Here is a 25,312-nt window from a genome sequence, read left to right as displayed (position 1 = left end):
ATAGGGGTGAGCTCCACCACAGTCAAGAGTCATCTTTGGGGTTATTCAAAGAAATACGCGATCTGTTCCAGCAACGGCTGCGATCTATAAAGTGATTGACCTAACAGTAGTTCGCGGTTACTGTTGCAACAGACACAACAGCGTTGCATCAGCACCTTTGAAAGAGGTCATTATGACGAACAACCTCACTCAGCCGCTCGCGGCAGTCGATCCCGAGGTCCAGCAGGCCATCAATAATGAACTGGTCCGCCAGCAGTCGACGCTGGAAATGATCGCCTCGGAGAATTTCGCCCCGTCCGCCGTCATGGAGGCGCAGGGCTCCGTGCTGACGAACAAGTACGCGGAGGGCTACCCGGGCAAGCGTTACTACGGTGGCTGCGAGCACGTTGACGTCATCGAGCAGCTGGCCATTGACCGGGTCAAGGCCCTGTTCGGCGCCGAGTTCGCCAACGTGCAGCCGCACTCCGGCGCGCAGGCCAACGCCGCCGCAATGTTCGCCCTCCTGAGCCCGGGCGATACCATCATGGGCCTGAGCCTGGCCCACGGCGGCCACCTCACCCACGGCATGAAGATCAACTTCTCCGGCAAGCTCTACAACGTGGTTCCGTACCACGTGCGTGAGGACGACCTCCGGATCGATATGGCAGAGGTCGAGGCGCTGGCGCTGGAACACCGCCCGAAGCTGATCGTCGCCGGCTGGTCCGCCTACTCCCGCCAGCTGGACTTCGCCGAGTTCCGCCGGATCGCGGACCTCGTGGGCGCCTACCTCATGGTGGACATGGCCCACTTCGCCGGCCTGGTCGCCGCGGGGCTGCACCCGAACCCGGTGCCGTACGCCGACGTCGTTACCACCACCACCCACAAGACACTCGGCGGTCCGCGCGGCGGCGTCATCCTGGCCAAGGAGGAGTACGCCCGCAAGATCAACAGCGCCGTGTTCCCTGGCCAGCAGGGCGGCCCGCTGGAGCACGTCATCGCCGCCAAGGCCGTGGCGTTCAAGCTCGCCGGCTCGCCTGAATTCAAGGAACGCCAGGAACGCGTCCTGGCGGGATCCAGGCTGCTGGCCGAACGGCTCCTCCAGGAGGACGTTGCCGCGGCAGGAATCTCCGTGGTCAACGGCGGCACCGACGTCCACCTGGTCCTGGTGGACCTGCGCCACTCGGAACTGGACGGCCAGCAGGCAGAAGACGTCCTGCACCGGATCGGCATCACGGTCAACCGCAACGCTGTTCCGTTCGACCCCCGCCCGCCGATGGTGTCCTCCGGCCTCCGGATCGGCACGCCAGCCCTCGCTACCCGCGGCTTCGGCGCGGTGGAATTCGCAGAGGTTGCCGACATCATCGCGACGGCGCTGATCGCCGCCGCCGGTAACGGCACCATCGGCGACCAGACTGTCGTCGAACTCCGTGCCCGCGTGAGCGCACTGGCAGAGCAGTTCCCCCTTTACTCGCACCTCAATGGCGGCACCGACATTGCCGCTTTCGAATCTGACCTGATTGGAGCAGCCCAGTGAGCACCCACCAGCTCCCCGAGCACCCGGATTTCCTCTGGCGGAACCCGGACCCGAAGAAGTCCTACGACGCCGTGATCGTGGGCGGCGGCGGGCACGGCCTGGCCACGGCCTACTTCCTGGCCAAGAACCACGGCATGACCAACATCGCCGTCCTGGAAAAGGGCTGGCTGGCCGGCGGGAACATGGCCCGGAACACCACCATCATCCGTTCCAACTACCTCTGGGACGAGAGCGCGGCCATCTATGAGCACGCCCTCAAGCTCTGGGAAATCCTGCCGGAGGAACTCGAATACGACTTCCTGTTCAGCCAGCGCGGCGTGATGAACCTCGCCCACACCCTGGGCGATGTCCGCGAAAGCATCCGGCGCGTGGGTGCCAACCAGCTCAACGGCGTGGACGCTGAATGGCTGGACCCGAAACAGGTCAAGGAGCTCTGCCCCATCCTGAACATCAGCGACAACATCCGCTACCCGGTCATGGGCGCCACGTACCAGCCGCGCGCAGGCATCGCCAAGCACGACCACGTGGCCTGGGCCTTCGCCCGCAAGTGCGACGAACTTGGCGTGGACATCATCCAGAACTGCGAAGTCACGGGCTTCGTCAAGGACGGCAACCGGGTCACCGGTGTCAAGACCAACCGGGGCACCATCAACACCGAAAAGGTGGGCCTCGCGGCCGCAGGGCACAGCTCGGTCCTGGCGGAAATGGCCGGCTTCCGGCTCCCCATCCAGTCCCACCCGCTCCAGGCGCTGGTCTCCGAACTGCACGAACCGGTCCACCCCACCGTGGTCATGTCCAACCACGTACACGTCTACGTCTCCCAGGCCCACAAGGGAGAACTGGTGATGGGCGCCGGCGTGGACTCCTACAACGGCTACGGCCAGCGCGGCTCCTTCCACGTGATCGAGCACCAGATGGCGGCCGCCGTCGAACTCTTCCCCATCTTCGCCCGGGCCCACGTGCTCCGGACCTGGGGCGGCATCGTGGACACGACACTGGACGCCTCCCCCATCGTGGGCAACACCCCGGTGGAGAACATGTTCGTGAACTGCGGCTGGGGCACCGGCGGCTTCAAGGCCACCCCTGCCGCCGGACTGACGTTCGCCCATAACATCGCCACGGGCACCCCGCACAAGCTGAACAAGCCCTTTGCGCTGGAACGCTTCGAAACCGGCGAACTGATCGACGAACACGGCGCAGCCGCCGTGGCCCACTAAGAGAGGCCGGACATGCTCCTCATTTCATGCCCCAACTGCGGCTCGCGCGACGAGACCGAATTCCACTACGGCGGCCAGGCCCACGTGGCCTACCCGGAGAACCCGAACGACCTGAACGACCGCGAATGGGCCGAGTACCTGTTCTACCGCGACAACACCAAAGGCATTTTCGCCGAACGCTGGCTGCACAGCACCGGCTGCCGCCAGTGGTTCAACATGCTGCGCGACACCGTCACCTACGACATCCAGGCCGTCTACCCGATGGGCACGCCGCGCCCAGCCGCTATCAGCATCACCGCCAGCACCACCGCCCCGGAAGGAGCAACCAAGTGACTTCCCAGAACGCCCGCCTCGCCGCCGGCGGACGCATCGACCGCACCATCTCCTGGCGTTTCACCGTGGACGGCGAGGAATTCACGGGCCACCCTGGCGACACCCTCGCCTCGGCCCTGCTCGCCAACGGCCGCATCGCCGCCGGCAACTCGCTCTACGAGGACCGCCCCCGCGGCATCATGTCCGCCGGCGTGGAGGAATCCAACGCGCTGGTCCGTGTTGAACCACGGTTCCCGGGCCACGTGGCCGAGTCCATGCTCCCCGCCACCACCGTCACCCTGGTGGACGGCCTCGCCGCAGGCATGCTGAACGGCCTGGGCCGCCTGGACCCGGAAGATGACCGTGCTGAGTACGACAAGAAGTACGTCCACACCGACGTCCTGGTGATCGGCGGCGGCCCCGCCGGCCTGGCCGCTGCCCGCGAAGCGGTCCGCACCGGCGCCCGTGTGATCCTGATGGACGACCAGCCCGAACTCGGCGGCTCGCTCCTCTCCGGCGCCACCGCGTCCGGCCTGGCCGAGACCATCGAAGGCAAGCCGGCCCTGGAATGGGTGGCGGACGTGGAAGCCGAACTGGTTTCCGGCGCCGAATCCACCGTCCTGAACCGCACCACCGCGTTCGGCGCCTACGACGCCAACTACGTGATCGCGGTCCAGAACCGCACCGACCACCTGTCCAGCCCGGCCGCCCCCGGCGTCTCCCGGCAGCGGATCTGGCACGTGCGTGCCAACCAGGTGGTGCTGGCTCCCGGCGCCCACGAACGCCCGCTGGTGTTCGAGAACAACGACCGCCCCGGCATCCTGCTGGCCTCCGCCGTCCGCACGTACCTGAACCGCTACGCCGTCGCCGCCGGGCAGCGCGTGGTCATCAGCACCACCAACGACAGCGCCTACGCCCTCGCCGCGGACCTGCGCGCCGCCGGTGTCAAGGTCGCGGCCGTCGTTGACGCCCGTCCGGCCCTCACGCCGGTGGCGGCCGCCGCCGTCGAAGCCGGCACCCGCGTGCTGATCGGCAGCGCGGTGGCGAACACCGCCTCCAACAGCGCAGACGGCCGGGTTGGGAGCGTCACCGTCCGGAGCATTAACGACGACGGCGAACTCACCTCCGGCGTCGAAGAAATCGCCTGCGACCTGCTGGCAGTCTCCGGCGGCTGGAGCCCGCTGGTCCACCTCCACTCCCAGCGCCAGGGCAAACTGCGCTGGGACGATGAGCTGGCGGCGTTTGTGCCGAGCACCGTGGTTCCGAACCAGCAGACCATCGGCTCGGGCCGCGGCAGCTTCGAACTCGGGGACTGCCTTGCCGAGGGCATCTCCGCGGGTGCCGCCGCGGCCATCGCGGCGGGGTTCAGCTCCGCCGTCGCGCCTTCCGTGATCGAAGAGCCGAAGGCGTCCGCCCCGACCCGCCAGCTGTGGCTGGTCCCCGGCCAGGCGGGCACCCCGGATGACTGGCACCACCACTTTGTGGACTTCCAGCGCGACCAGTCCGTGGCCGACGTCCTGCGCTCCACCGGTGCCGGTATGCGGTCCGTGGAGCACATCAAGCGCTACACCTCCATCAGCACCGCCAACGACCAGGGCAAGACCTCCGGCGTCAACGCGATCGGCGTCATCGCCGCCGCGCTCCGGACCGCCGGCGAAGCGTCCCGCGGCATCGGCGACATCGGCACCACCACCTACCGGGCACCCTTCACGCCGGTAGCCTTCGCGGCCCTGGCCGGACGCCAGCGCGGCGAACTGTTCGACCCCGCCCGCGTCACCTCCATCAACCCGTGGCACGAGGCCAAGGGCGCCTTGTTCGAGGACGTGGGGCAGTGGAAGCGGCCCTGGTACTACCCGCAGGCCGGGGAGGACATGGACGCAGCCGTGCTCCGCGAGTGCGCCGCCGTCCGCGACTCCGTCGGGTTCATGGACGCCACCACCCTCGGCAAGATCGAAATCCGCGGCAAGGACGCCGGTGAGTTCCTCAACCGGATCTACACCAACGCGTTCAAGAAACTCGCCCCGGGTTCCGCCCGCTACGGCGTGATGTGCATGGCGGACGGCATGATCTTCGACGACGGCGTGACCCTGCGCCTGGACGAGGACCGCTACTTCATGACCACCACCACCGGCGGCGCCGCCAAGGTGCTCGACTGGCTGGAGGAATGGCTGCAGACCGAATGGCCGGAACTCGACGTGCACTGCACCTCGGTGACCGAACAGTGGTCCACGATTGCCGTCGTCGGGCCTAACTCCCGGGCGGTGCTCGCCAAACTGGCACCGGAACTGGCAGCGGACGGCGGGCTCGAAGCCGAAGCCTTCCCGTTCATGACCTTCCGGGAAACCACGCTCGCCTCCGGCGTGCAGGCCCGGATCTGCCGGATCTCGTTCTCCGGTGAGCTGGCCTACGAAATCAACGTGCCGTCCTGGTACGGGCTGAACACCTGGGAAGCCGTGGCCGCCGCCGGGGCCAAATTCAACATCACCCCCTACGGCACCGAAACCATGCACGTGCTCCGCGCCGAAAAGGGTTACCCGATCGTCGGCCAGGACACGGACGGCACGGTCACCCCGCAGGACGCGGGGATGGAATGGGTGGTTTCCAAGGCCAAGGACTTCATCGGCAAGCGCTCCTACGCCCGCGCCGACGCCCAGCGCGAGGACCGCAAGCACCTGGTCAGCGTCCTGCCCGTGGACGGCTCCATCCGGCTGCCGGAAGGGACCCAGCTCGTGGAAAAGGGCATCAGCACCAGCCCCGCCTACGGCCCCGTCCCCATGCAGGGCTTCGTCACCTCGAGCTACCACAGCGCCGCCCTGGGCCGCTCGTTCGGGCTGGCACTGATCAAGAATGGCCGCAACCGCATCGGCGAGACCCTGGTGGCCGCAGCCGGCGACCAGCTGGTTGATGTTGTTGTGGCAGAAACCGTACTATTTGACCCCGAAGGGACCCGCAAAGATGGCTAATTCAGCAGCACTCGAAGGCATCAATGGACTCCGGGACATCCGCCGCAGCCCCGCCTCCCACCTGGCCGCAGCGCTGGAAGCCGGCTCCATCCAGGGGACAGTGGTCCTGAACGAGGGCCCGTTCCAGACCATGGCCGGGGTCCGCGTAGACCCGCGCTCTGCGGAAGGTGCACGGCTTGCCGCCGCCACCGGCGGCCTGCCGGCGCACTGCGGCGAAGTGGGCGGCGCCGACGGCGTCAGCGTCCTCTGGCTGGGACCGTCGGAGTTCCTCGTGGTGGCACCGGAACAGGCCCACGACTCCCTGGGCGGCCATCTCATCGGTTCCCTCACGGAAGCGCTGGGTGACGCCCCGGGCCAGGTGGTGGACCTGTCCGCCAACCGCACCACGTTCGAACTGTCCGGCCCCCGCGCCCGGGCCGTCCTGGAAAAGGGCTGCGCCCTGGACCTGCACCCCCGCAGCTTCACCCCGGGAACCGCGCTGAACACCGAGGTGGGCAACATCCCGGTGGTCCTGCAGAAAACCGGGGAGGAAAGCTTCCGGCTCTTCCCCCGCGCCTCGTTCGCGGACTTCCTGGGCCGCTGGCTCCTCGATGCAATGCGCGAGTACGCCTCGCCAGAGGTCCCCTAAATGGCCCTCAGCGTCCTGGACCTGTTCTCCGTTGGCATCGGGCCCTCGTCCTCACACACGGTCGGCCCGATGCGGGCGGCGAAGCTGTTCGCCGACGGACTCAAGGGCGACGGCCACCTGAGCTCCACCCGACGCGTCCAGGCCGAGTTGTTCGGTTCGCTCGGTGCCACCGGGCGGGGCCACGGCTCGGACAAGGCCGTGGTCCTGGGCTTCAAAGGGCTGGACCCGGAAACCGTGGACACCACCACGGCGGATGACCAGGTGGCCGCCGCAGCCCTCGACGCCGAACTCATGATCGGCGGGACCCACCGGGTGGACTTCAACTGGGACGAGGACGTGGTGCTGCACCGGCGCAAGTCCCTGCCGGCCCACCCCAACGGCATGACCTTCCGCGCCCTGGACCACACCGGGGCCGTCCTGAGCGAACGGAGCTTCTACTCCATCGGCGGCGGCTTTGTGGTGGACGGCGACGCCGACGCCGGCGACCGTGTGGTGGCCGACACCACCGTACTCCCCTACCCGTTCACCACCGCCGACGAACTGCTGGAGATCTGCAAGCGCGAAGGCATGTCCATCTCCGACGTCATGCTCGCCAACGAACTGGTGTGGCGCAGCGAAGCCGAACTCCGCGAAAAGCTGCTGGCACTCTGGGCCGTGATGCGCGAATGCGTGGACAACGGCTGCGCCGCGGAAGGGATCCTTCCCGGCGGGCTAAACGTCAGGCGCCGCGCGCCGTCGTTATTCCAGACCCTCACCGCGGACACGGGCGTCACCGACCCCCTGCGTGCGATGGAATGGGTGAACCTCTTCGCCCTGGCGGTCAACGAGGAAAACGCCGCCGGCGGGCGCATCGTCACCGCCCCCACCAACGGCGCGGCGGGCATCGTCCCCGCCGTCCTGCACTACTACATCAAGTTTGTTCCGGGCGCGAACGACGACGGAGTGGTCCGCTTCCTCCTGGCCGCGGCCGCCGTCGGAATCCTCTTCAAGATCAACGCCTCCATCTCAGGCGCCGAAGTGGGCTGCCAGGGCGAGGTGGGCTCGGCCTGCTCCATGGCGGCCGCCGGCCTCTGCGAGGTCCTCGGCGGGACACCCGAACAGGTGGAAAACGCCGCCGAAGTGGGCATCGAACACAACCTTGGCCTGACCTGCGATCCCGTGGGCGGCCTGGTGCAGATCCCCTGCATCGAACGGAACGCCATCGCCAGCGTCAAAGCCATTAACGCCGCACGGCTGTCCCTGCACGGGGACGGCAGCCACAAAGTATCCCTCGACAAAGCCATCAAAACCATGCGCGAGACAGGAGCGGACATGAAAACCAAATACAAGGAAACCTCCCGCGGAGGCCTCGCCGTCAACGTGATCGAGTGCTGAACTGTGGCGGCCGACCGGTCGGGATTCCGACGCGGCAAGGCGCAGGCGCTCGGCGCGCGGGGCAATATGAAGTTCCGGGCGCGTTGATGCCAAGCGCCCTGCATTGCCGTTTTAGGGACGCAGCCACGGAACAACAACTCTGCGAGGATGCCTCATGACCGCTCTGCACTCCATTCCCCTCACCCTTATCGATGGAACGGACGCTGACTTCGGCCGATTCAAGGGGGAGGTGGTACTGGTGGTAAACGTCGCGTCCCATTGCGGGTTCACGCCGCAGTATGCAGGGCTTGAGACGCTGCACAACAAGTTCCGGGAGCAGGGCTTCGCGGTGCTGGGGGTCCCGTGCAACCAGTTTGCCGGGCAGGAACCGGGAGCCGACACCGAGATCGCCGAGTTCTGTGAAACCAACTTCGGCGTGACCTTCCCACTGACTGCCAAGGCAGACGTCCATGGCGAGGACCAGCACCCGCTCTACGCGGAACTGACAAAGTTCAAGAACTCCGATCCTCCGGAACGGGTCCAGTGGAATTTCGAGAAGTTCCTAGTGAACCGCGATGGCGGGGTTGTAGCGCACTTTGCCTCTGGAATGGCGCCCGACTCACCCGAGGTCATCAGCGCCGTCCAAGCAGCCCTGGCATGAGATGGAGCCAGGACAAGGGCATCCCTACGAATGCGGACTCCGACGCAGGTCGAGAATGCGGCCGAAATCGGGATCGAACACAACCCCGCGCTGACCTGGCGGCCCGGTAGGAGGCCTGGCGCGGATCCCCCGCATCGAACGCAATGCCATCGCCAGCGTGAAAGCCCTCAGCGCCGCCCGGCTGTGCTTGCACGGGGACGAAAGCCATAAAAGGTCGCTGGGCAAAGCCATCAAGAGAATGCTTGAGACAGGAGCGGACATGAAAACCAAGTACAAGGACACCTCCCGAGGAGGCCTCCTCGTGAACGTGATCGAGCGCTGAACCGTGGATACCTTGAATAGCAGCGCCGCTGAATAAGTTCTGAGCCTCGATTGCCCGGAAACCCGCGGAATCGTCAACGCCGTGTCTGGATTCCTCCTCGAACAGGGCTGCGACATCCTCGACAGCAAACAATTCGACTCACAGGACGACGGCCATTTCTTCATGCGGATCCACTTCGCACCCGACGGAGACTCCCCCGGCGGACCGGCCACCCTGGATTCGCTCCGGGAAACCTTTGCGTCCGTCGCCGACAAATTCGGCATGCGATGGCAACTGCGTGAACACGGGACGAAACGCAGGGTCCTGATCATGGTGTCCAAATTCGAGCACTGCCTCAACGATCTGCTGTTCCGCGCACGCATCGGCGAGCTGCCTATCGATATTGTCGGGGTCGTCTCGAACCATCCCGATCACCGCGGGATCGTGGAATTATACGTTGGTGCTAGTAGCTAAAGGGTGCGATTGCAGGTGACTACTGGCTGACACTTCTCTCTTCAATCGTCCGGTAAAGTACACCCCAACCTGATGTCAGGCTGCCCCTCGCACACTGTCAGAATAGGGTCCAGCAGACCTTTCCTACGCTCCCCCGGTGAACCGTCTAGACCCCAACCTGACGGAGCCTGAAAACAAACACCGCGGTCATCTCCCGATGCCCGGTCAGCGGTGAACAGAAAATGCACAATTGGGGCCGGCGGTCATCATGATCATCACGCTGGTGGCCGCTGTGGTGGCCAGGCTGCAGTTAGCTGGGCTTGAGGCGGTTGACCGGGGGCAGGTTGTAGTTGGTGGCCAGGATTCGGAGGGCGTCCATGGCCGGCGTCCTGTCGGCCGATTCCAGCAGTTGCCAGGAGCGGTGCCCCGGATCCGAAAGCTCTTTGTGCAGGGTCAGTATCCGGGATCTGTCACTGGCCTTTCATCTGCGCTGCTGTGACGAGGGGGTTCCTGATCGTCGCGCCGAGGACAACGGCGTCATCGAGGTGGCGGTCCTTGTCGCGTGAGTCTTCCCGGTAGGCGGCACCTTTGAGAACGAGGGCGCCGAGCGCATTGGGGATGCTGATCAGGACGGGGTCGCCGTCGACGTCGAGACGGGCAGTTGACCGTGCGCTGCAGCGCCTGCGTGCCCCCGGCAATTTGGAAGGGCTTGCGGCCACCGAGGGTCGGGACCCTGGCCGGAGGCAGGTGGTCAGCGACCATCACATCGATCTGCTGCTTGTCCCGCACGAATCGGTGGGCTGGGGCATCCCGGTCGATGGATTTCTGCAGGGTGTATCCCAGCCTGTTCAGGACCGAAGCCACCGACGACGTCGTCGCCGCCCCGGTTTCGATGTGCAGAACGATGTCGACGTCTGCTGTTGGCCGGGAGACGGCCAGGGCGGAGGCCGAGTGGAGCTGGACCATGAGACCGCCAACGAGTGTCCACTGGGTTGATGGAAGCTCTCGCGCGAGCTCCACGCACTGGGGCCAGGGGGTTCCCCAACCGCCCGGCGGCACAGGGACGTCCCAGATTTCGCGGTCGTCGCTGGGTTCGGCATGTATTTCCATCGTCGGCTCAGACATGGAGGAGCTCGTTGATGACGCGCCGGCCAGCGCTTCGTTCACGGGTCGAGAGGCTCCCCATCAGGTCTACTGCGATCGCAGCCACGGGTGCATGGCCCTCAGCGAACGGCTCGGTGACTCCCACTTCACGGATGATGGCGTTCCCGTCCGGGTCGTCGACCAGCCCGAGGGCTGCGGCGAGCTGTTCGGCGTCGCCTTGCATCACATAGCCCTCGACCAGTCCACTGCCGCCAGTTAAGCCGAACCGGGCTGCTACTGCTTCGCTGCGCAGGGCCGAGACGCCACCGGGAATGAGGTGATCCTGAAGGATAGGCAGCCCGTCCGGTGTGACCCTGTAGCGGCGGACCCGGTCCTTGTGGCGCGCCAGGGCGGCGACGTCCTCGGCGGTTCGGTCGCGGAGCCTGCTTTTGAGGCGTGACTTCTCCGACGCTGAAATCCAACCCGGGTTGCCGCCGGAGAGCATGGTCAGTGCCGCCCAAGCAACCTTTGGGGTCCAGGCACGGCCGCGCCGTGTGCCTGCAGCTGCCCGCCGTTCCACTGAAGAGCGATTCAACAGTAAAGCCCTGCCGGCCTTGCCTACGACCGTCAGCTGGCCAGAGCCGATGAGCTGGCGGACGGAGGACTGGGTGATGCCGAGGCGTTGCCCGGCCTCACGGGTCGTCATTGCTTCCATTGAACTCATGCACTAATGCTTTCTCATCGCAGCATATGTGTCAATGCACTAAAGCTGTCTTGAGACCGTATTAGTGTGCCAAGTGTCTGTCAGCTTGGGACGGGAGGGTGGTGACATCGCCGCTACTTCATGAGCTTCGCCGATTTAGAGCAATGGCCTCGGCGACTGTGCCGGTCGATTCTCGCCCTGGGGCTCGCGTGTTTTCTGCTGGGGCGGTCAAAACGACTCAGCGCAGGCGCTCATGTCTGTTCGCCGGGGGCTCCTTTCATTCCTTGTCCTCGCAGGGGCAGCACTGCGGGCGTTGGGGTTGGTGGTAATCCCTGCTTCCAGAAGCTCCTGCAATCCCAGGCGGAACCGGGCCTTGCCTCCGTGGGCGGGATGCCTCACTTTGGGCCCGGATCTTCCGCTGGCGAGAACGCTGCGGTAGGCGACGTTTCCGACGGCTACGACAGACGTTATGGGGAACAAGCGGGTCAGTGCCAACCAAAAGGGCTGGCCAGCGAGGGCCTCAGCCGTAGTGGGGGTGCGATTTGATAGGCATCGGTCTGGAAGGTGGGGATGGAGCGGGTAGGTGCTCCAGAGCAGGGGCAGGAAATCAAGTTCCGCAAGTACTCGCCACATCACGGTCGCTGTCGGCTCCGGCGCTATGGTCGGGGATCCGGCAGGCAACGTGTAGCCCTTCCCGGGCCCAAACAGTCCAAAGTGGTTGGTCCCGTCTTGGAGGATGGCCATGTTGGTAAACGGGACTCCTGTAATTCGCATCCCTCGAAAACCCGGCGCTTCCCCTAAGAGGAGTACTTTTGGTTTCCTTTGAAACATCTCCTGCAGATACAGCTCCAGATTGCGTCGGCGGCCGGCGTTCTCCGGGCTGGTGAAGTCGAAGAAATTATCGCTGTTCCTGCCGGCTTTCGCTGCAGCGAGTTGTTCCACGAATGCCTGGATTGAACGTGTGACCATGAATGTTCCCTTTGTGTCCCTGCGGGGCTGTGCTCGCGGCCGGCGCGTTTTTATAATCTGCCCTTGGGAAGCCGGACTGACGAACAGGGCCTACGTGGAAACTATGCGGCGGTCATTTCTCCGGATGCGTCGTTTTCCGGAGCCCCCAGGAATGCCCCTCGTTGTCGCGTTCTACCTCAATGTCAGCAAGTTGCTCCTGGGATGCTATTTCCCCGTCATCGTTTCTGTGGATGATCGGCGTGTCCGCATCAGTTCTGTCCGCAGGCCCGAAGACGTTCATCGCAAGTCGCTGTGTCCACTGCATCAATCTGGTCAGGAGATTAAAGTTCTCCATGTTAAGCGTTCTCCTCTCGTGGCTATCAGATTTGTCTATGGAACAGTACGGCGCAATTACAGGAGTGGAAGCGAAGCCATCTCTAACTTCGAGGGGCCCGTATCACCTCGACCGATTCTCAGCGTTCGCGTGGCCTCGATGGCCGCTCCCGTGGTCATAGGTGCGTGCCAGCTGCGCCAGCGCCAATGCAGCGACGAGGAGCCCAAAATCACGCAGGGCAACGTCATAAAAACCTGAGTATGTCAACAGGTTGATGATGATGCCGGCCAGCCAAAATGCCACAACGTACGCTGCGTAGCGCGGTTTGATGGCAATCAGGATCCCGGCGACAATCTCCACGGCGCCCACGATGAGCATTGCCGTATGCGCGCTGAAAGGCAGCAAACCGACAAGCCATGGAGCCAGGTATCCCTCCCAGTTCGTGAGGACGTTGGCGAACTTGTCCAGGCCGAAAACAACGGGGAGGACAACGAAACCGATCCACAACGTCAGAAACGCCCCATAGGCAGGTTCCACGCGTGCCCGGTGCAGGACACGACTGATCCCGCCGTCGGCGGGGACAGGAATTGAGGTGGCAGCCACGATACTCTCCTTCTAAGTACTGATGTTGCTAATTAAGTGAGCTGGGAGCGTGTCTTTCCATCACTGGCCAGCATGTCTCACCGGTTCCCGGCATAGGGAAGGGTGCACGAACGGCTTACGTCCCGGCTCTTTTTATCCGAACCATCGCGACGGCGCCCCTTGGTCGTGCCGTGACTTTGTCTTCGATGGCGTTGTGGGATGCGGCGCTCTGGTGGTGTGGTCTTGGATGAGGGCCATTGCTGCACATTCTCGTGCGAGGCGGATGGCCGCGACGGCCGAGTCCTTGTCGCGGTATGTTCCGGACACGGCCAGTACTTTCCCGGTGCTGGAAAGCAGCCTGAACTCAAAGGTTCCACGGCTGGGTTCCGCCAGTTCGAATGTTCCTGTCACGGCTCTGCATCCTAGGGGTAGCGTCGGTCTAGTGAAGGACCTGATGAACTCAGCCAGGACCGGCTGAGTACCGGGGCTAGGGTTCCGGTTGCCTTTGTTTGTTGGCGTCAGCGTCAGTGCTGTCGTCAGATCCTTCAGCGGGGTCCTGGGAGTGGGAGCGGATCTCGGGAAATTCCCGGGAGGTGTCCCCTTCAGCCGGGGCCTCGCTGTGGACCCGGATATCGTCTGTTGCTATCTCTGATCTGTCCAATGCTTCACAACCTTTCTACGGCCGGTTCTGGTTGTATTTCTATTGACATCCGAGAGAGCCGCAGGCGGATCAGCGTGAAGGAGGCTTCATTGGCTTAGGCCGGGCAAAGTGGCCAGCGTAGCGACTCTCTACGAGAAGGTAGGCGCCTGTTCCCATGAGCAGGAAACCGCCGACGCCGACGACGACGACTTGTGAGGCGATTCCTGCCATGAGCAGCACAACCCCGATCAGGAACGCTATAGCGCCGAAGTAGGAGCTTGCCCTGAACCTGTTCCCCACAGAACCGGACGAGAGTTCCTGGGCCAGACGTGGATCGTCAGCGGCTAGGTCCAGCTCCAGTTCTTCAAGTACTTTCCGATCTCTATCCGACAACGGCATCGGGAACCTCCTCGGGATACCTCTCCTCAACCTTTGGCGAGGCCTCGCAGTTCACAGCGGCTGTGCACGGCTTCTAAATTTAATATTTTTGATGTTAGTATTATCGACCATAGGAGGGTTCCTGGTGGAAGTCAAGGAGACCCGTTTCGGAGGCACCCGTGCTGTGAAATGTTCCCGGCGCGGCAGGCATTCCTGTGCTGTTTCGCCTTGCTTTAGCCATCGGTATCCTTTCGCGCTTGGGTGCTTGGCGGCGGGGTTATGTATTGTTCCTACTGGTTGAGGCGTGGCTGGTCGCCCTCATCAATGCGGGCTGGTCTGTGTCTGGTCGTGGTCGGTTCCTTGGCGGGAAGGGCCTTGTCCGGCAACTGGCGGCTGGCGGCTCTCTTGAATCATTGCGCAGAGTACTGCTGCCTCACTGATGGTGGGCTCCTTGGTTGCCGTTAACAGCGTCAACGGACCCTGATGGGCCAGGTTTCGGAGTCGGGTAAGGGCTGCTGCCGGATCGGGTTCTTGGAGCTCTTTGCGATAGCGTCGGCTGAAATCTTCGAAGAGGCCGGGGTCGTGGCCGTACCACTTGCGTAGCTCAGCTGATGGGGCTATCGCCTTGCACCATTCGTCGAAGTGCGCCTTTTCCTTGCTTAGGCCTCGTGGCCAGAGGCGGTCCACGAGGATACGCATACCGTCCGTTTCCTGGGGTTCTTCATAGATGCGCCGTACTTTCACTTCATGCCGGGTGGCCATCGGGGTTTCCTCTCTGGGGTGGCGTAGGGGTGTTTGTCCGAATCACATTCGATATTGAAGGCCGCGAGTTTCCTTACGGGCTGAGCTTCGTCCGTGCTTTGCTTGTGCACCGACTGATTGGTTCGCTTGAACGGCAGGCCATCAGGCTGTCCGCAACCGGTCGATGAGGTCCCGACGATGTTCCTGGTTCGGTAGGTCCTCTTCACAGTTTCGGGTTTGGGTGGCCGGGGCATTGCCTGGCAAGACAATGCGCCGGAATCTGCGGCCTTCAGGGCTGTGCCCGCCCTGGCAAGAGGGTCATCGTTGTCCATGGTCAGTGGCATCTTCGCCTTCCATTGGAGAATCGCGAAGGGCAAGCGCTGCCTGGACGAGTGCGGCATGGGTCAGGGCTTGTGGAAAGTTGCCCAGAAGGACGCCGGTGGCCGGATCGATTTCTTCGCTGTAGAGGCCCAGTTGATTGGCCTTGTCCACGAGCGCTCCGAAGAGTTCGCTGGCTTCGGTGTGCCTGCCGGTGCGGGCCAGGGCTTGCACGAGCCAGAATGAGCAGGGCAGAAATGCCCCCTCGGTTCCGGGCAGCCCGTCCCGGCCGGGCGGGTAACGGTAGAGGAAGGGGAAGCCGGCGGACAGATCCTCCCTGACGGCATCCACTGTTCCCTTGACACGGGGCGAGCTGGTGTCTTCGAGGCCGATGACGGGCAGGACAAGCAGTGCTGCGTCCAGGTCAGCGGATCCGTAGGTGCGGGTATAGGTGTTCCTGGCAGGGTCGAAGCCCTTGGCCCTGATCTCGGCGGCGATATTTTCCCTGGCTATCTGCCATAGCTGTTGCCGCCGCGCGCTGAGGTGGTGGGTTTGTCCGATGCGAAGTGCGCGGTCCAGGGCGAGCCAGCCCATCATTTTGGAGTGCACGTGCTGGGCGGCATCGGCGCGCAGCTCCCATATTCCTGCGTCGGGCTCCTGCCACCGCAGGGCCACCAGATCAGCGAAACCCCGCATCGCCCGCCACGTCTCTGAGTACAGCCGGTGCCCGCCCTGCACGAGTACCCAGGCCGCGTCAAGGACCCATCCGTAGCCGTCGAGCTGGTGCTGGTGGGCGGCGCCGTTGCCGGTGCGGACCGGGGTGCTGCCGGCGTACCCGGGCCAGCCGTGGAGGGTGCGTTCCGCGGGCACATGCCCTCCGGCAAGGGTCAGCAGCGCCGGCAGGCGGGGTCGTTGGAGCCGGCTGGCGTGCAGCAGCCAGCCAAGGAACTTCCGTGCCTCAGCGGATTTGCCGACACCCAGGAAGGCACCGACGCCGATGCTGGCGTCCCGCGGCCAGGCGTATCTGTAATCCCAGTTGCGTATGCCTCCCGGGTACTCGGGCAGGGAGGTGGTAGGCGCTGCCACCGGCGCGCCGGAGGGGGAATAGGTCAGCAGCCGGAGTGTCAGCAGGCTGCGCAGGACGGCTTCCCGGAAGGGGATGCCTTCATCGATGCCGTCCGTCCAATCCCGCCAGCGGGCCTCGTCGGCCTCGACGAGATCCCAGGCTGATTCCGGATCGAGGTGAATGAGTGGTTCTCCATAGGCCAGCGCCAGTACGAGGGTGACCGGCTGGCCCGGGCGGACTGTCAGGAATGACTGGCGGCCGGGCTCCAGTTCCAACTCTGGGCTGCAGCGAAGGGACAGGGCCAGCGGACCCCAATCGCAGACCAGATCGCGCCCACGGCGCACGCGCGGGCGACGATGCTGTTCGCCCAGCCTGGGGTCAAAGCAAATGACGGCGGCCATGGGCGATTCCTCCGCGGTGAGCCGTCTGATGAGAACCGTTGTGGGCAGCAGCTGGCCGGCGACTTCAGCCACCATGGCTTCGGTGAGGATGAGGCGGCCTTCGCCAGATGACCATACTGTTTCCAACGTTGCGCTGTGGTGACGGTAACGGCGGGAGACCATTCGTGCAGGCAGGACCGGGCCGGCCACAAAGGTCCCTGCCTCGGCGCCGCCCAGGAGCGCACCGAATACAGGCTCGCCGTCGAACGCGGGGGCGCAGAGCCAGTCCACTGCACCATCGGCGGAGACCAGGGCTGCGGTGCGGGTGTCGCCCAGCAGCCCGTAGTCCGCGATGGGTGAGGGCTGCCAGCGCCGGGCTGCAAGGGGGATCTCTTCGCCTCTTTCGGCCTGGTATGTTTTCCGCGGTGTTCTCATGACGCCCTCAGGAGCAGTCCGAGAACCGTGCCGTAAACCACGTGGGCGACGATGGCGACCGCAGGTGTCTGAATGCCGTAGTTCAGGCCGAGCAGACCCGGCGGTTCAAGGACAGCCCTGTTGGCCGGCCCCGCCCTTGTAGAGGCCATGCGGGGGTGGACGCCCGGCAGCAGGGGCAGGATGACCGTCAGGGCGACGGCGACGTGAACCAGCCCCAGCAGCGCCCCGATCCACCAGGTGGCCCGGCCCAGCAGGGCAAATGTAGCGGCGTATCCCAGGGCGAATGCCTGGCCCGCGGCAAGGTGGACGAAGAAACCCGCGACGCGTGCCCGATCCGGGTCCGGGGTCAACAGCGTGCCCAGCACCAACGGCAGGTCAAGACGCGTCCAGCCGGCCATTTGTGCTGCAATCATTACAACCGTCAGCACGCTGGTGGCCAGCAGACCGAAGAGGGCCCAGCCCTGCCAGTCCATCCCAGCCCGCCTCAGGGTGCTTTCGCCAGAGACGATGAAAGCCGCGCAGACAGCTGCTTCCGAAGTGCTTCCCAAGCGGTTTCGAAAACGGCGGCACCCTCGTCCTCAAGTCCGGCCGCGAGTGCGTCGTAGTCGACGCCGGCTCCCTGGATGCGGGCCAAGGCACGCTCTGCGTCAACGTAATTGGCCCGAACGGAGTCTTCCGGCACCGTGCCGTGGTCCTCTACGGCGCGCAGAGTGGCTTCAGGCATGGTGATGACTACGCCGGGAGCGATGAGATCAACAATGTAGCGGGTGTCCTTGTACGCGGGATCCTTTGTAGAACTGGAAGCCCAGAGGGGACGCATCGGGTTGGCCCCTGCAGCCCGGAGTGCATGCCAGCGCGGGGACGAGAAGACGGCTTCGTAGCGTTGGTAGGCCAGCCGCGCGTTCGCCGTGGCCAGCCTGCCGCGAAGTTCGGCTGCCTCCGGCCCGCCGATCGTGTCGAGCAGGGCATCGGCCGCGCTGTCGACTCTGGAGATAAAAAAAGATGCCACAGAACCTATCCTCGACAGTTCCAGCCCTGCCTGACGGGCCTGTTCCATGCCTGCCAGGAAGGATTCCATCACGGACTCGTAGCGGGCGAGGGAGAAGATCAGGGTGACGTTGATGCTGATGCCTTCGGCCAGGCAGTGGGCTATCGCCGGTATCCCTGCGGGAGTGGCCGGGATTTTGATGTAAAGATTTGGTCGGTCGACCATCCACCATAGCGCCCGGGCTTCAGCGATGGCCGCCTCTGTACTTCTGGCCTGCCGGGGTTCGACCTCTATTGAGACACGTCCGTCAATGCCGCGTGTCGCCTCATATACGGGCAGGAGCAGGTCACAGGCCGCTCTAACGTCAGAACAGGTCAGTGCCCGCAGGGCCTCATCGATGGCAACACCGCGGACGGCCAGGTCATGGATCTGGGATTCGTAGGCAGCGCCGTTGCTGATTGCCTTGGCGAAGATCGTCGGGTTGGTTGTCACCCCGACCACCCGGCGATGGGCGATCAGGTCGGTAAGGCTGCCGGAGACGAGGCGTTCCCGGCTCAGGTCGTCAAGCCAGATTGAGACTCCAGCCGCGTTGAGGGCGGCCAATGGATCGTTCATGGTCATGATCCTTTGCTCGGCGGCGGTACTCCCGGCGCCGCCCGGTGTTCTGCAAGGCCGCCGTCCTGCCGGGCCAGGTAGCGGAGGAAGAGCATATCCCCGGAACGAAGCACGTGGTCAAGGTGCATGTGGCTCGGCTGGGGATTCTGGGTGGAACTCACCGCAATACGCTCCCTTGGCCCTCCCACAAGTACGGGACTGACCGAGAGGCAAAGTTCGTCGACGCGGCCCGCCTGCTGGAACGTCCCAAACAGGTGTGGCCCTCCCTCGGAGTGGAGCCGTGAAAATCCACGCAGCCCGAGTTCGTGGATCAGGACCTCCACATCAAGGCTCCGCTGCCCGCAGACGAGCACATCCGCCACCTTTTCCAGTCTCCTTTTTCGGGCGGGATCAGCCTCCTCGGCGGTGATAATCAGGGGCCGTTCGGCTGCGGCAGTGAAGAAGGGCATGCCCGGGTCAACGCTGAGGCTTCCGGAGACCATGGCGAGTGAAGGCCGGCTGCTCTTGCCGTGGTCCTGGCGCCATCGGCTGTCTTCCGGGTCGATGAGATCCCCGGAATAGCCTTCTGCCCGGACCGTTCCAGCACCGACGAGGATGATGTCGGCGGCACGGCGCAAAAGCTTCATGATTCGCCGATCCGCTGCGTTGCCCAGCTCTCCGGAGCGGCCGTTGAGCGTTGCGGCACCATCCAGGCTGGAGACGAAGTTGAAACTGACCCGGGGCCCGCTTGCTACCGGATGTGTATACCAGTCCACCAGTTGCTGATCGGTGGCGGCAGCGACGTGTCTGGGCAGCAGACGATCAATCACAGCAGCACCCTAGACGGTTGCGGCACCGGTTCGCCCATCTTGTGGTGCCCCATGTTGTGCTGCAGTGACACCGGGTTCCGCCAGCCCAGCACCGCCTCCGTCAGGTGAAGCGCGGCAGCTGCGGCCGCAATGTTGTGCATGCGCAGGATACGCGCTCCGTTCAGAAGGCAGATGACGGCAGCAGCGAGTGAGCCTTCCACCCGCTGATCCTTGGCCTTGCCCAGGGTTTCGCCGATGAAGTCCTTGTTGGAGACAGCAGCGAGGACGGGGAAGCCCAATGCCGCGATGCGCCCCAGGCAGCGGGTGAGTTCCAGCGAATGAAGGGTGTTCTTGTTCAGGTCGTGCCCGGGATCGATGATGATCTGTTCTTCGCTGACGCCGAGCCGGAGCGCCTCGTCTATTTTTCGGCACAGAAAGTCCCGGACCTCCCCAACTACGTCATGGTAACCGGGCCGGGGCCAGGCGGACCGCGGCGGAGCCAGGCTATGGGTGATGATCAGGTGCGCCGCGGATTCAGCGACTGCCGCAGCCATGTCGGGGTTCCGGAGCCCGGAGGTGTCATTGATGGCATTAGCTCCGGCTTTGATGCTCAGTTGAGCAACTTCCGGGTTGAAAGTATCAGTTGAGATGATGGTGTCGCTGCGTTGGCGCACTTCTGTTATGACGGGAATGACACGGTCGGATTCTTCGCGTGTGCTCAGGCAGGTCCCTGGTGCGAACGGCTGCCCGCCGATGTCAACCCAGTCCGCGCCTTCTGCCAGTGCGGCCATCGATGCGTCGATGGCCGCTTCGAGTCCGAAGGTCCGTCCGGTGTCGTAGAACGAATCCGGGGTGCGGTTGATGATGGCCATCAGTGCTGCCTGGCGGCGGAAATCGATAATCCGGCTCCCGAACCGGTGCACGGGGTGCAGGAGCGCCGGCTCGTACGTGGTAGTCCCAGGCGTTGCGGCTGCCGTCGCTCCCGGCGGTTCTCTCGTCTCCGGTGTTGGCTGCTGCATCACAAGTCGCTCAGTGGTGCGGCCGGGTCTGAAAGTTGCTGCGTTTGGACGGTGTGGGCGTTGGTGATCAGGGACTTAATGTCGTCCTGGACGTCCCAGACGTTGACGTTCATGCCGGCCACGACCCTGCCTTTGGTGGATGAGACCGGAGTGACCCAGAACGCGATGAATTTGCGTGAGGACGGGTCCCCGCGCAGGACCAGCTTGGCGTTGCGCGCCAATGAGGCGTAGCCGGAGTATTCCATGCCCAGGTCGAACTGATCCGTGTAGAAATAGGGGATGTTATCCAGCACCGCGGTCTGCCCGAGCATTGCCCTGGCCGCGACCTTGCCACTGTTGATGGCGTTCGCCCAGTGTTCGCTTCGCTGATGCCTGCCGGTGATGGGATGGTAGGCGTTGGCCACGTCGCCTGCCGCGAAAATGTTTGGATCGCTCGTTCGCATTGATTGGTCTGTGAGTATGCCGTTTTCGATGACGAGCCCTGCGGCTTCGGCCAGAGCGGTGTTGGGGATGACGCCCACAGCTGCCACAACCAGATCAGCCGGAAGTTCGTGGCCAGCGTCAGTGATGACGCCGGCAGCCCGGCCGTTGGTTTCGGTGATTCCGGCGACTGTCGTTTCAGTACGGAAGGACACTCCCGCTTCTTCGTGCCGCTGCATGAAGACGGTGCCGAGTTCCGGTCCGATGACAGCTTCGAGCGGGACCTTTTCCCGTCCCAGGACCGTAACCTCGGCCCCGAGTGTTCTGGCAGTGGCAGCGACTTCCATGCCGATCCAGCCCGAGCCGACGAGAACGACGCGCCGCGGGCCGTGATCTCCGGAGCGGCTCAGGGATGCCCGCAGCCGCTTGCTGTCCTCCAGTGTGCGCAGGCAATCCACGCCCGGCAAGGTGGCGCCGGGGACGGGAAGGGTGCGGGGCGAGGCCCCTGTCGTCAGCAGCAGCTGCCCATACTCCAGGACGCCGCCTCCTGCCAGAGTCACCAGGCCAGCTGCCGGATCGACGGATTCCACACTTTCACCCAGCAGCAGTCCTATCTGCTTGTCCGCATAGTCACCCGGAGTGTATGGCAGCAGAGACTGCTCGTCCTCCCGCCCGGCCAGGAAGCCTTTGGACAGAGGCGGACGGATGTACGGGTAGTGCTTTTCCGCGCCCACCAGCGTGATTGCGCCCTCGAACCCTTCAGCCCGCAGGGTCTGTGCGGCAGTCGCCCCGGCAAGGCCGGCTCCGACGATAACGATCTTGTTCATCATGACCATCTCCATCCAGTTCCGGATCAAACTTTGCCCGGGAAAAACGGACCATCACTTCGAGAAAAAGCGGTCGTGGAGCGGTCCCGGGATGCTGAGCTCCCCACGGAAGGCCGACGTCGTTGTCAGGGTGCCGCTCGCCTCCACTCCCCGCAGCGACATGCACAGGTGTTCGGCTTCCAGGACTGCGCCGGCGCCCCGTGCGTCGAGTGTTTCCATCAGCCAGTCCGCCACCTGCACCGTGAGGCGTTCCTGGACCTGCAGGTCTCTGGCGAACAATTCCAGGCCTCGGGCAAGTTTGGACAGCCCGATCAGCCTGTCCCCGGGAATGTAGCCGATATGCGCCACACCACGGAACGGCAACAGGTGGTGCTGGCAGAGCGAATGAAAGGGGATGCTTTTCACGATAACCAGGTCTGTGTACCCGTCCGTATTCGGAAACGTCGTCCACGCAGCAGGCCGGGCAGTCAGCATCTCCTCAAAGGCTTTAGCCACGCGGCGGGGAGTTTCCGCCAGATGTGGATCCGAGATGTCACGGCCCAGGGCAACCAGCAAAGCGGCAACGGCTGCCCGGGCACCCGCAACGTCGATTCCGGCCCTGCCCTCTTGCTCAAGGTCAAGCCGGGCGAGCTCGTCAATTGGGTCGGCGTACTGTCTCTGCCGGTCCTGGAACTGAGGGGATAGCATGATTGCCTTCTAAAGTTGGTTATATTGAATTTAGAACGTATAATAGGGTCCGTCAAGTCCTCTTAGAGGTGGTTGAATTTGCTTATGAATCCTTCGTCGATTTCCGCGCAAGACCCCGACGTTGCCGCGTTGGCCGATCCGGCACGGCGCTCTCTTTACCGGGCGCTCATACGCAGCCCGGTTCCACTCTCCCGGGATCAGCTGGTCAGGATGTTGAACTTCGCTCCGAGCACCGCAGCCTTCCATCTCGAAAGGATGGTCCGTGAGGGTCTGCTGGAAACCGAAAGCAGAAAACTGGGCACGCGCACGGGCCCCGGATCCGGAAGACCGACCAAGCTGTATAAACCCGTAGTTGATGAGGTCAGCGTTTCCTTTCCCGCTCGTGAATATGAACTCGCAGCCCGCCTGCTCGCTTCCGCGATAGAAGCATCCCTGGTGACCGGCGAACCCGTCGAGGAAGCCCTTCGCACGATCGCCTACCGTGAAGGCCAAAGACTGGGGCTGCTCGCTGGAAGCACCGAGAAAGCCCTGGCCGACAACGGTTATGAACCCGAGGCCGACGCGCAGGGACTGGTTCTGGGCAACTGCCCGTTCCACCGCCTCGCCAAGGACCACACCCGGCTCGTCTGCGGTCTCAATACCTCCCTCCTCCAAGGAACGCTGGACGGCTGCAACGACACACAGCACCGAATCGAGGCCGCCCCCGAGAGCGCACCCTGCTGCGCCCGGCTGACCGCCGCCACGAAGTGAGCGGCACGGCAGCTGAAGTGCATGTCTCTCGCGGACACAGCGCGTCGTTTCGTGCTCATACGGTGGTGTGAGAGGCGGGCCAAGGCAACCTGGCCCACCTACCCGACTGCGCCAAAACCACCACGGATTCTTGTTCCGGACTAGAGTCAGCAACACCACTTCAGGAACGCAGGCCGGCCGACGCCGCCCGGAAACCCCGGTACGAAGCTGGATTCGGCCCCAGACCCAAAGGGGTTCACAGATGCGATATGTAGTTGGCTACACACCAAACGAACGCAGCGCCGACGCCGTTGCCTTGGCTTCGGCGATGGCCCGAGCCCAGGGCGCCCGGCTTGACCTGGTCTATGTGGTGGACCACGGCGCGCTGCACGCTGCAGGGAATCCCGGCGGCGGCCAGGTCAGCGCCGAAGAGCAGGTCAGCGCCGAAGAGCAGGCCGTCCTGACCGCGCAGCGCAAAGGGCTCAGCCTGACCCCCGAAGACGTCAGCGTCGAGTTCCATGTGCGGAACGCCGATTCGTTCGCCGCAGGCCTGATCGACGCCGCGGTTGGAGCGGAGATGATTGTGGTGGGCGCGGCCAACGATGGGTTGTTCAAGCGCCACACAGTGGGCAGCGTGGCCAACGCACTGCTGCATGCCTCGCCGGTCCCGGTTGCGCTGGCTCCTCGAGGGTACCGCCGCACAGAGGCTGTGACCCGGCTAACCCTCGCCGTGGGGCAGCGGGCGGGTGCAGATGCCGCCATCGACTCCGCCGTTGATTCCGCCAAACGGCGCGGTCTTCCGCTGCGCCTGGTCTCGCTCGTGGAGCTGGATGCTGAAGGGGACAGAGGCGAGGTGGTCAACGCAGCGCACATCCATGCCAACACCGTACTCACCGAAGCGTCCCGCCGGCTCCCGGAGGGACACAAGGTCACCGTTGAGGTGGCTCATGGCCGGACTATCGAGGAGTGCATCGATAACCTGGAATGGGACGACGGGGAGATACTGATCGTGGGATCCTCCCGCCTGGCGGAGAAAAACAAGCTGTTCATCGGCAGCACGGCCAATAAAGTCCTGCGCGCACTGCCCGTTCCCATGCTGGTTATCCCGCGCGACTACCAGCGCATGGGCACAGTGCTCGCGAACTAACCCCCGTCAGTCGTTTAACGGGCGCGCTTAAAGCACGACCCATGACCGGACCCGCTATCAGCCGTCTTGGGCGTACGCTTCTGACATGGAAGCTCAGTTTGAGGTTGAGGCGTTAATCGAGCACGAGTATCTGGTGCGCGCTCAGGCCGAGGGGGAAGTGATCGAGTCCAGGTTCAGAGTCGATCCTGGCGCGCTTGAACAGCTGGAGCTGGAGGGCGCCGACGAGCGGCAGGTGGTCAGGCAGACGGCGGTGTTTCTGGCCGCCCATCAACCGGTCATCGATTTCCCGCCCATGCTCGATCTGGCCGACGTCATCGCAAGCTACGACGACTACCCCGAGCAGCTGCGGCTGCAGTTGGCAGCGGAATCTGACTAAAACAGCCGGCACCTGATTCTCAGGTACAGCGGCTTGCCGCCTGTACGAGCCTGGAGAGAGCTCAGGTGTACAAACGGCTGTCGAAGACCGAACGCGGCCTTTCTGAGGGGTCTGGGTGGGCGACGATGACCCGAAGGCCATCGGGGTCAACGCCTTCGACAAAAGTGACTCCTCCGGCTGTGTGGGTGTCCGTGTATCGCCCCATCTCCTTCAGAGCCTGCTGGAAATATTCCAATCCCTGGACGCTGTCCGTGGCCCACATCAGCACGTGAAAGCCCAGACCCCCTGTGTGGTGCTCAGCCCGGTTGCCTCGCGCGATGAGGTACAGCTGGAAGCCCCCGGCGGCCAGAAGAAGAGCCGGATCCCCCTCGGAGCGGAGGGATACTTCACATCCGAACAGGTCACGGTAGAACGTCACAGACCTGTCCAGTTCGGCCACGAACAGGACCGATGACGCGACCTTGGCTGAATACCCCATTCAGTCATCATTAACCTGCCGACGCTATATGGCCAGCCTTCCCAGACGCTCCTGCCAGCACTGCTAAGACATTCCACTATGGCGTTCCCGGCTCTGGTCCGGTCCGTGCCGCGGCCTTCCACCCTTTCGGCCAGCCCTGGCCCGACATGCCGAGCAGCGGTGTGCAAACCGGACCCCTTAACCGTGAATCCCCTAACGATCCTCCTCAGACCCCTCCCCCACCGCCGGC

At 64.1% G+C, this 25,312-nt stretch carries 26 protein-coding genes and 2 pseudogenes; 12 read left to right on the top strand and 16 right to left on the bottom strand.

Annotated features, from left to right (window positions below):
* The first annotated feature begins 172 nt into the window (after positions 1–172).
* The 9 genes and pseudogenes from glyA to AC3IT0_RS01485 form a co-directional block, all read left to right on the top strand.
* Complete coding sequence (gene glyA / locus AC3IT0_RS01525; RefSeq protein WP_489322072.1) at positions 173–1,513, top strand: serine hydroxymethyltransferase; 1,341 nt, start codon at positions 173–175, stop codon at positions 1,511–1,513.
* Complete coding sequence (locus AC3IT0_RS01520; protein ID WP_489321952.1) at positions 1,510–2,730, top strand: sarcosine oxidase subunit beta family protein; 1,221 nt, start codon at positions 1,510–1,512, stop codon at positions 2,728–2,730. The genes glyA and AC3IT0_RS01520 overlap by 4 nt, the downstream gene beginning before the upstream one ends.
* 12 nt (positions 2,731–2,742) lie before the next feature.
* A complete protein-coding gene (locus tag AC3IT0_RS01515; protein ID WP_489321951.1) occupies positions 2,743–3,063 on the top strand; it encodes a sarcosine oxidase subunit delta in 321 nt (106 codons plus the stop codon).
* Positions 3,060–6,005, top strand: a complete 2,946-nt coding sequence (locus AC3IT0_RS01510) for a sarcosine oxidase subunit alpha family protein (RefSeq protein WP_489321950.1) — start codon at positions 3,060–3,062, stop codon at positions 6,003–6,005. The genes AC3IT0_RS01515 and AC3IT0_RS01510 overlap by 4 nt, the downstream gene beginning before the upstream one ends.
* Positions 5,998–6,633, top strand: coding sequence for a sarcosine oxidase subunit gamma (locus AC3IT0_RS01505; RefSeq protein ID WP_489322071.1), 636 nt, complete (start codon positions 5,998–6,000; stop codon positions 6,631–6,633). The genes AC3IT0_RS01510 and AC3IT0_RS01505 overlap by 8 nt, the downstream gene beginning before the upstream one ends.
* Positions 6,634–8,007: an L-serine ammonia-lyase gene (locus tag AC3IT0_RS01500; protein ID WP_489322070.1), complete on the top strand. Its 1,374-nt coding sequence runs from the start codon at positions 6,634–6,636 to the stop codon at positions 8,005–8,007.
* A gap of 154 nt (positions 8,008–8,161) precedes the next feature.
* Positions 8,162–8,647, top strand: a complete 486-nt coding sequence (locus AC3IT0_RS01495; protein WP_489322069.1) for a glutathione peroxidase — start codon at positions 8,162–8,164, stop codon at positions 8,645–8,647.
* Positions 8,648–8,683: 36 nt separating this feature from the next.
* Positions 8,684–8,969, top strand: a pseudogene (locus tag AC3IT0_RS01490) (L-serine ammonia-lyase, iron-sulfur-dependent, subunit alpha); the annotation flags it as partial.
* Between the two features lie 39 nt (positions 8,970–9,008).
* A pseudogene (locus AC3IT0_RS01485) lies at positions 9,009–9,398 on the top strand (formyltetrahydrofolate deformylase); the annotation flags it as partial.
* A gap of 473 nt (positions 9,399–9,871) precedes the next feature.
* On the opposite strand, the gene AC3IT0_RS01480 reads toward AC3IT0_RS01485, so the two are convergent.
* The 15 genes from AC3IT0_RS01480 to folE all read right to left on the bottom strand — a co-directional run bounded on the left by AC3IT0_RS01480 (position 9,872) and on the right by folE (position 22,353).
* Positions 9,872–10,120, bottom strand: coding sequence for a hypothetical protein (locus tag AC3IT0_RS01480; protein WP_489322068.1), 249 nt, complete (start codon positions 10,118–10,120; stop codon positions 9,872–9,874).
* Between the two features lie 398 nt (positions 10,121–10,518).
* Positions 10,519–11,208 (bottom strand): helix-turn-helix domain-containing protein, encoded by a 690-nt coding sequence (locus tag AC3IT0_RS01475; RefSeq protein ID WP_489322067.1) that lies wholly within the window; start codon positions 11,206–11,208, stop codon positions 10,519–10,521.
* Between the two features lie 207 nt (positions 11,209–11,415).
* Entirely contained in the window at positions 11,416–11,961 is a 546-nt protein-coding gene (locus AC3IT0_RS01470) for a uracil-DNA glycosylase (protein WP_489323884.1), read from the bottom strand.
* A 307-nt stretch (positions 11,962–12,268) separates the two neighbouring features.
* Positions 12,269–12,490, bottom strand: a complete 222-nt coding sequence (locus tag AC3IT0_RS01465) for a hypothetical protein (protein ID WP_489322066.1) — start codon at positions 12,488–12,490, stop codon at positions 12,269–12,271.
* A 102-nt stretch (positions 12,491–12,592) separates the two neighbouring features.
* The gene (locus AC3IT0_RS01460; protein ID WP_489322065.1) at positions 12,593–13,072 is read right to left on the bottom strand and encodes a hypothetical protein; all 480 of its coding nucleotides are present in this window, start codon (positions 13,070–13,072) and stop codon (positions 12,593–12,595) included.
* 132 nt (positions 13,073–13,204) lie between these two features.
* Positions 13,205–13,378, bottom strand: coding sequence for a hypothetical protein (locus tag AC3IT0_RS01455; RefSeq protein ID WP_489323883.1), 174 nt, complete (start codon positions 13,376–13,378; stop codon positions 13,205–13,207).
* Positions 13,379–13,781: 403 nt separating this feature from the next.
* Positions 13,782–14,090, bottom strand: a complete 309-nt coding sequence (locus tag AC3IT0_RS01450) for a DUF3040 domain-containing protein (protein WP_489322064.1) — start codon at positions 14,088–14,090, stop codon at positions 13,782–13,784.
* Positions 14,091–14,390: 300 nt separating this feature from the next.
* A complete protein-coding gene (locus tag AC3IT0_RS01445) occupies positions 14,391–14,831 on the bottom strand; it encodes a DUF488 domain-containing protein (protein WP_489322063.1) in 441 nt (146 codons plus the stop codon).
* A gap of 297 nt (positions 14,832–15,128) precedes the next feature.
* The gene (locus AC3IT0_RS01440) at positions 15,129–17,009 is read right to left on the bottom strand and encodes a glycoside hydrolase family 15 protein (RefSeq protein ID WP_489322062.1); all 1,881 of its coding nucleotides are present in this window, start codon (positions 17,007–17,009) and stop codon (positions 15,129–15,131) included.
* Positions 17,006–17,482 (bottom strand): hypothetical protein, encoded by a 477-nt coding sequence (locus AC3IT0_RS01435; protein WP_489322061.1) that lies wholly within the window; start codon positions 17,480–17,482, stop codon positions 17,006–17,008. The genes AC3IT0_RS01440 and AC3IT0_RS01435 overlap by 4 nt, the downstream gene beginning before the upstream one ends.
* A gap of 11 nt (positions 17,483–17,493) precedes the next feature.
* Entirely contained in the window at positions 17,494–18,612 is a 1,119-nt protein-coding gene (tal, locus tag AC3IT0_RS01430; protein WP_489322060.1) for a transaldolase, read from the bottom strand.
* 2 nt (positions 18,613–18,614) lie between these two features.
* Positions 18,615–19,421 carry a pyrimidine reductase family protein gene (locus AC3IT0_RS01425; RefSeq protein ID WP_489322059.1) on the bottom strand — a complete coding sequence of 269 codons (807 nt, stop codon included), beginning with the start codon at positions 19,419–19,421 and terminating at the stop codon, positions 18,615–18,617.
* Complete coding sequence (folP, locus tag AC3IT0_RS01420; protein ID WP_489322058.1) at positions 19,418–20,419, bottom strand: dihydropteroate synthase; 1,002 nt, start codon at positions 20,417–20,419, stop codon at positions 19,418–19,420. The genes AC3IT0_RS01425 and folP overlap by 4 nt, the downstream gene beginning before the upstream one ends.
* Positions 20,419–21,669, bottom strand: a complete 1,251-nt coding sequence (locus AC3IT0_RS01415; RefSeq protein ID WP_489322057.1) for an NAD(P)/FAD-dependent oxidoreductase — start codon at positions 21,667–21,669, stop codon at positions 20,419–20,421. The genes folP and AC3IT0_RS01415 overlap by 1 nt, the downstream gene beginning before the upstream one ends.
* A gap of 51 nt (positions 21,670–21,720) precedes the next feature.
* A complete protein-coding gene (folE, locus tag AC3IT0_RS01410) occupies positions 21,721–22,353 on the bottom strand; it encodes a GTP cyclohydrolase I (RefSeq protein WP_489322056.1) in 633 nt (210 codons plus the stop codon).
* An 84-nt stretch (positions 22,354–22,437) separates the two neighbouring features.
* Between folE and AC3IT0_RS01405 the strand changes: the two genes are divergently transcribed.
* From AC3IT0_RS01405 to AC3IT0_RS01395, 3 genes are all read left to right on the top strand, one after another.
* Positions 22,438–23,103 carry a helix-turn-helix transcriptional regulator gene (locus AC3IT0_RS01405; RefSeq protein WP_489322055.1) on the top strand — a complete coding sequence of 222 codons (666 nt, stop codon included), beginning with the start codon at positions 22,438–22,440 and terminating at the stop codon, positions 23,101–23,103.
* 241 nt (positions 23,104–23,344) lie between these two features.
* Positions 23,345–24,229 carry a universal stress protein gene (locus AC3IT0_RS01400; RefSeq protein WP_489322054.1) on the top strand — a complete coding sequence of 295 codons (885 nt, stop codon included), beginning with the start codon at positions 23,345–23,347 and terminating at the stop codon, positions 24,227–24,229.
* Between the two features lie 85 nt (positions 24,230–24,314).
* A complete protein-coding gene (locus tag AC3IT0_RS01395) occupies positions 24,315–24,605 on the top strand; it encodes a hypothetical protein (protein ID WP_254752929.1) in 291 nt (96 codons plus the stop codon).
* 61 nt (positions 24,606–24,666) lie between these two features.
* On the opposite strand, the gene AC3IT0_RS01390 is transcribed toward AC3IT0_RS01395, so the two are convergent.
* Positions 24,667–25,083, bottom strand: coding sequence for a VOC family protein (locus tag AC3IT0_RS01390; RefSeq protein ID WP_489322053.1), 417 nt, complete (start codon positions 25,081–25,083; stop codon positions 24,667–24,669).
* Between the last annotated feature and the right edge of the window lie 229 nt (positions 25,084–25,312).

This window comes from Pseudarthrobacter sp. KH_020_B (genome assembly GCF_057840185.1).
The sequence above is the reverse complement of the archived record's forward strand: the minus strand, read 5'-3'. Positions and strand labels throughout refer to the sequence as shown.

Coding starts and splice junctions, on each gene's coding strand:
- glyA (WP_489322072.1), top strand. CDS start 173: ATGACGAACAACCTCACTCAGCCGCTCGCGGCAGTCGATCCCGAGGTC.
- AC3IT0_RS01515 (WP_489321951.1), top strand. CDS start 2,743: ATGCTCCTCATTTCATGCCCCAACTGCGGCTCGCGCGACGAGACCGAA.
- AC3IT0_RS01505 (WP_489322071.1), top strand. CDS start 5,998: ATGGCTAATTCAGCAGCACTCGAAGGCATCAATGGACTCCGGGACATC.
- AC3IT0_RS01500 (WP_489322070.1), top strand. CDS start 6,634: ATGGCCCTCAGCGTCCTGGACCTGTTCTCCGTTGGCATCGGGCCCTCG.
- AC3IT0_RS01495 (WP_489322069.1), top strand. CDS start 8,162: ATGACCGCTCTGCACTCCATTCCCCTCACCCTTATCGATGGAACGGAC.
- AC3IT0_RS01475 (WP_489322067.1), bottom strand. CDS start 11,208: ATGAGTTCAATGGAAGCAATGACGACCCGTGAGGCCGGGCAACGCCTC.
- AC3IT0_RS01470 (WP_489323884.1), bottom strand. CDS start 11,961: ATGCGAATTACAGGAGTCCCGTTTACCAACATGGCCATCCTCCAAGAC.
- AC3IT0_RS01465 (WP_489322066.1), bottom strand. CDS start 12,490: ATGGAGAACTTTAATCTCCTGACCAGATTGATGCAGTGGACACAGCGA.
- AC3IT0_RS01450 (WP_489322064.1), bottom strand. CDS start 14,090: ATGCCGTTGTCGGATAGAGATCGGAAAGTACTTGAAGAACTGGAGCTG.
- AC3IT0_RS01445 (WP_489322063.1), bottom strand. CDS start 14,831: ATGGCCACCCGGCATGAAGTGAAAGTACGGCGCATCTATGAAGAACCC.
- AC3IT0_RS01440 (WP_489322062.1), bottom strand. CDS start 17,009: ATGAGAACACCGCGGAAAACATACCAGGCCGAAAGAGGCGAAGAGATC.
- AC3IT0_RS01435 (WP_489322061.1), bottom strand. CDS start 17,482: ATGGACTGGCAGGGCTGGGCCCTCTTCGGTCTGCTGGCCACCAGCGTG.
- tal (WP_489322060.1), bottom strand. CDS start 18,612: ATGAACGATCCATTGGCCGCCCTCAACGCGGCTGGAGTCTCAATCTGG.
- folP (WP_489322058.1), bottom strand. CDS start 20,419: ATGCAGCAGCCAACACCGGAGACGAGAGAACCGCCGGGAGCGACGGCA.
- AC3IT0_RS01415 (WP_489322057.1), bottom strand. CDS start 21,669: ATGATGAACAAGATCGTTATCGTCGGAGCCGGCCTTGCCGGGGCGACT.
- folE (WP_489322056.1), bottom strand. CDS start 22,353: ATGCTATCCCCTCAGTTCCAGGACCGGCAGAGACAGTACGCCGACCCA.
- AC3IT0_RS01405 (WP_489322055.1), top strand. CDS start 22,438: ATGAATCCTTCGTCGATTTCCGCGCAAGACCCCGACGTTGCCGCGTTG.
- AC3IT0_RS01400 (WP_489322054.1), top strand. CDS start 23,345: ATGCGATATGTAGTTGGCTACACACCAAACGAACGCAGCGCCGACGCC.
- AC3IT0_RS01395 (WP_254752929.1), top strand. CDS start 24,315: ATGGAAGCTCAGTTTGAGGTTGAGGCGTTAATCGAGCACGAGTATCTG.
- AC3IT0_RS01390 (WP_489322053.1), bottom strand. CDS start 25,083: ATGGGGTATTCAGCCAAGGTCGCGTCATCGGTCCTGTTCGTGGCCGAA.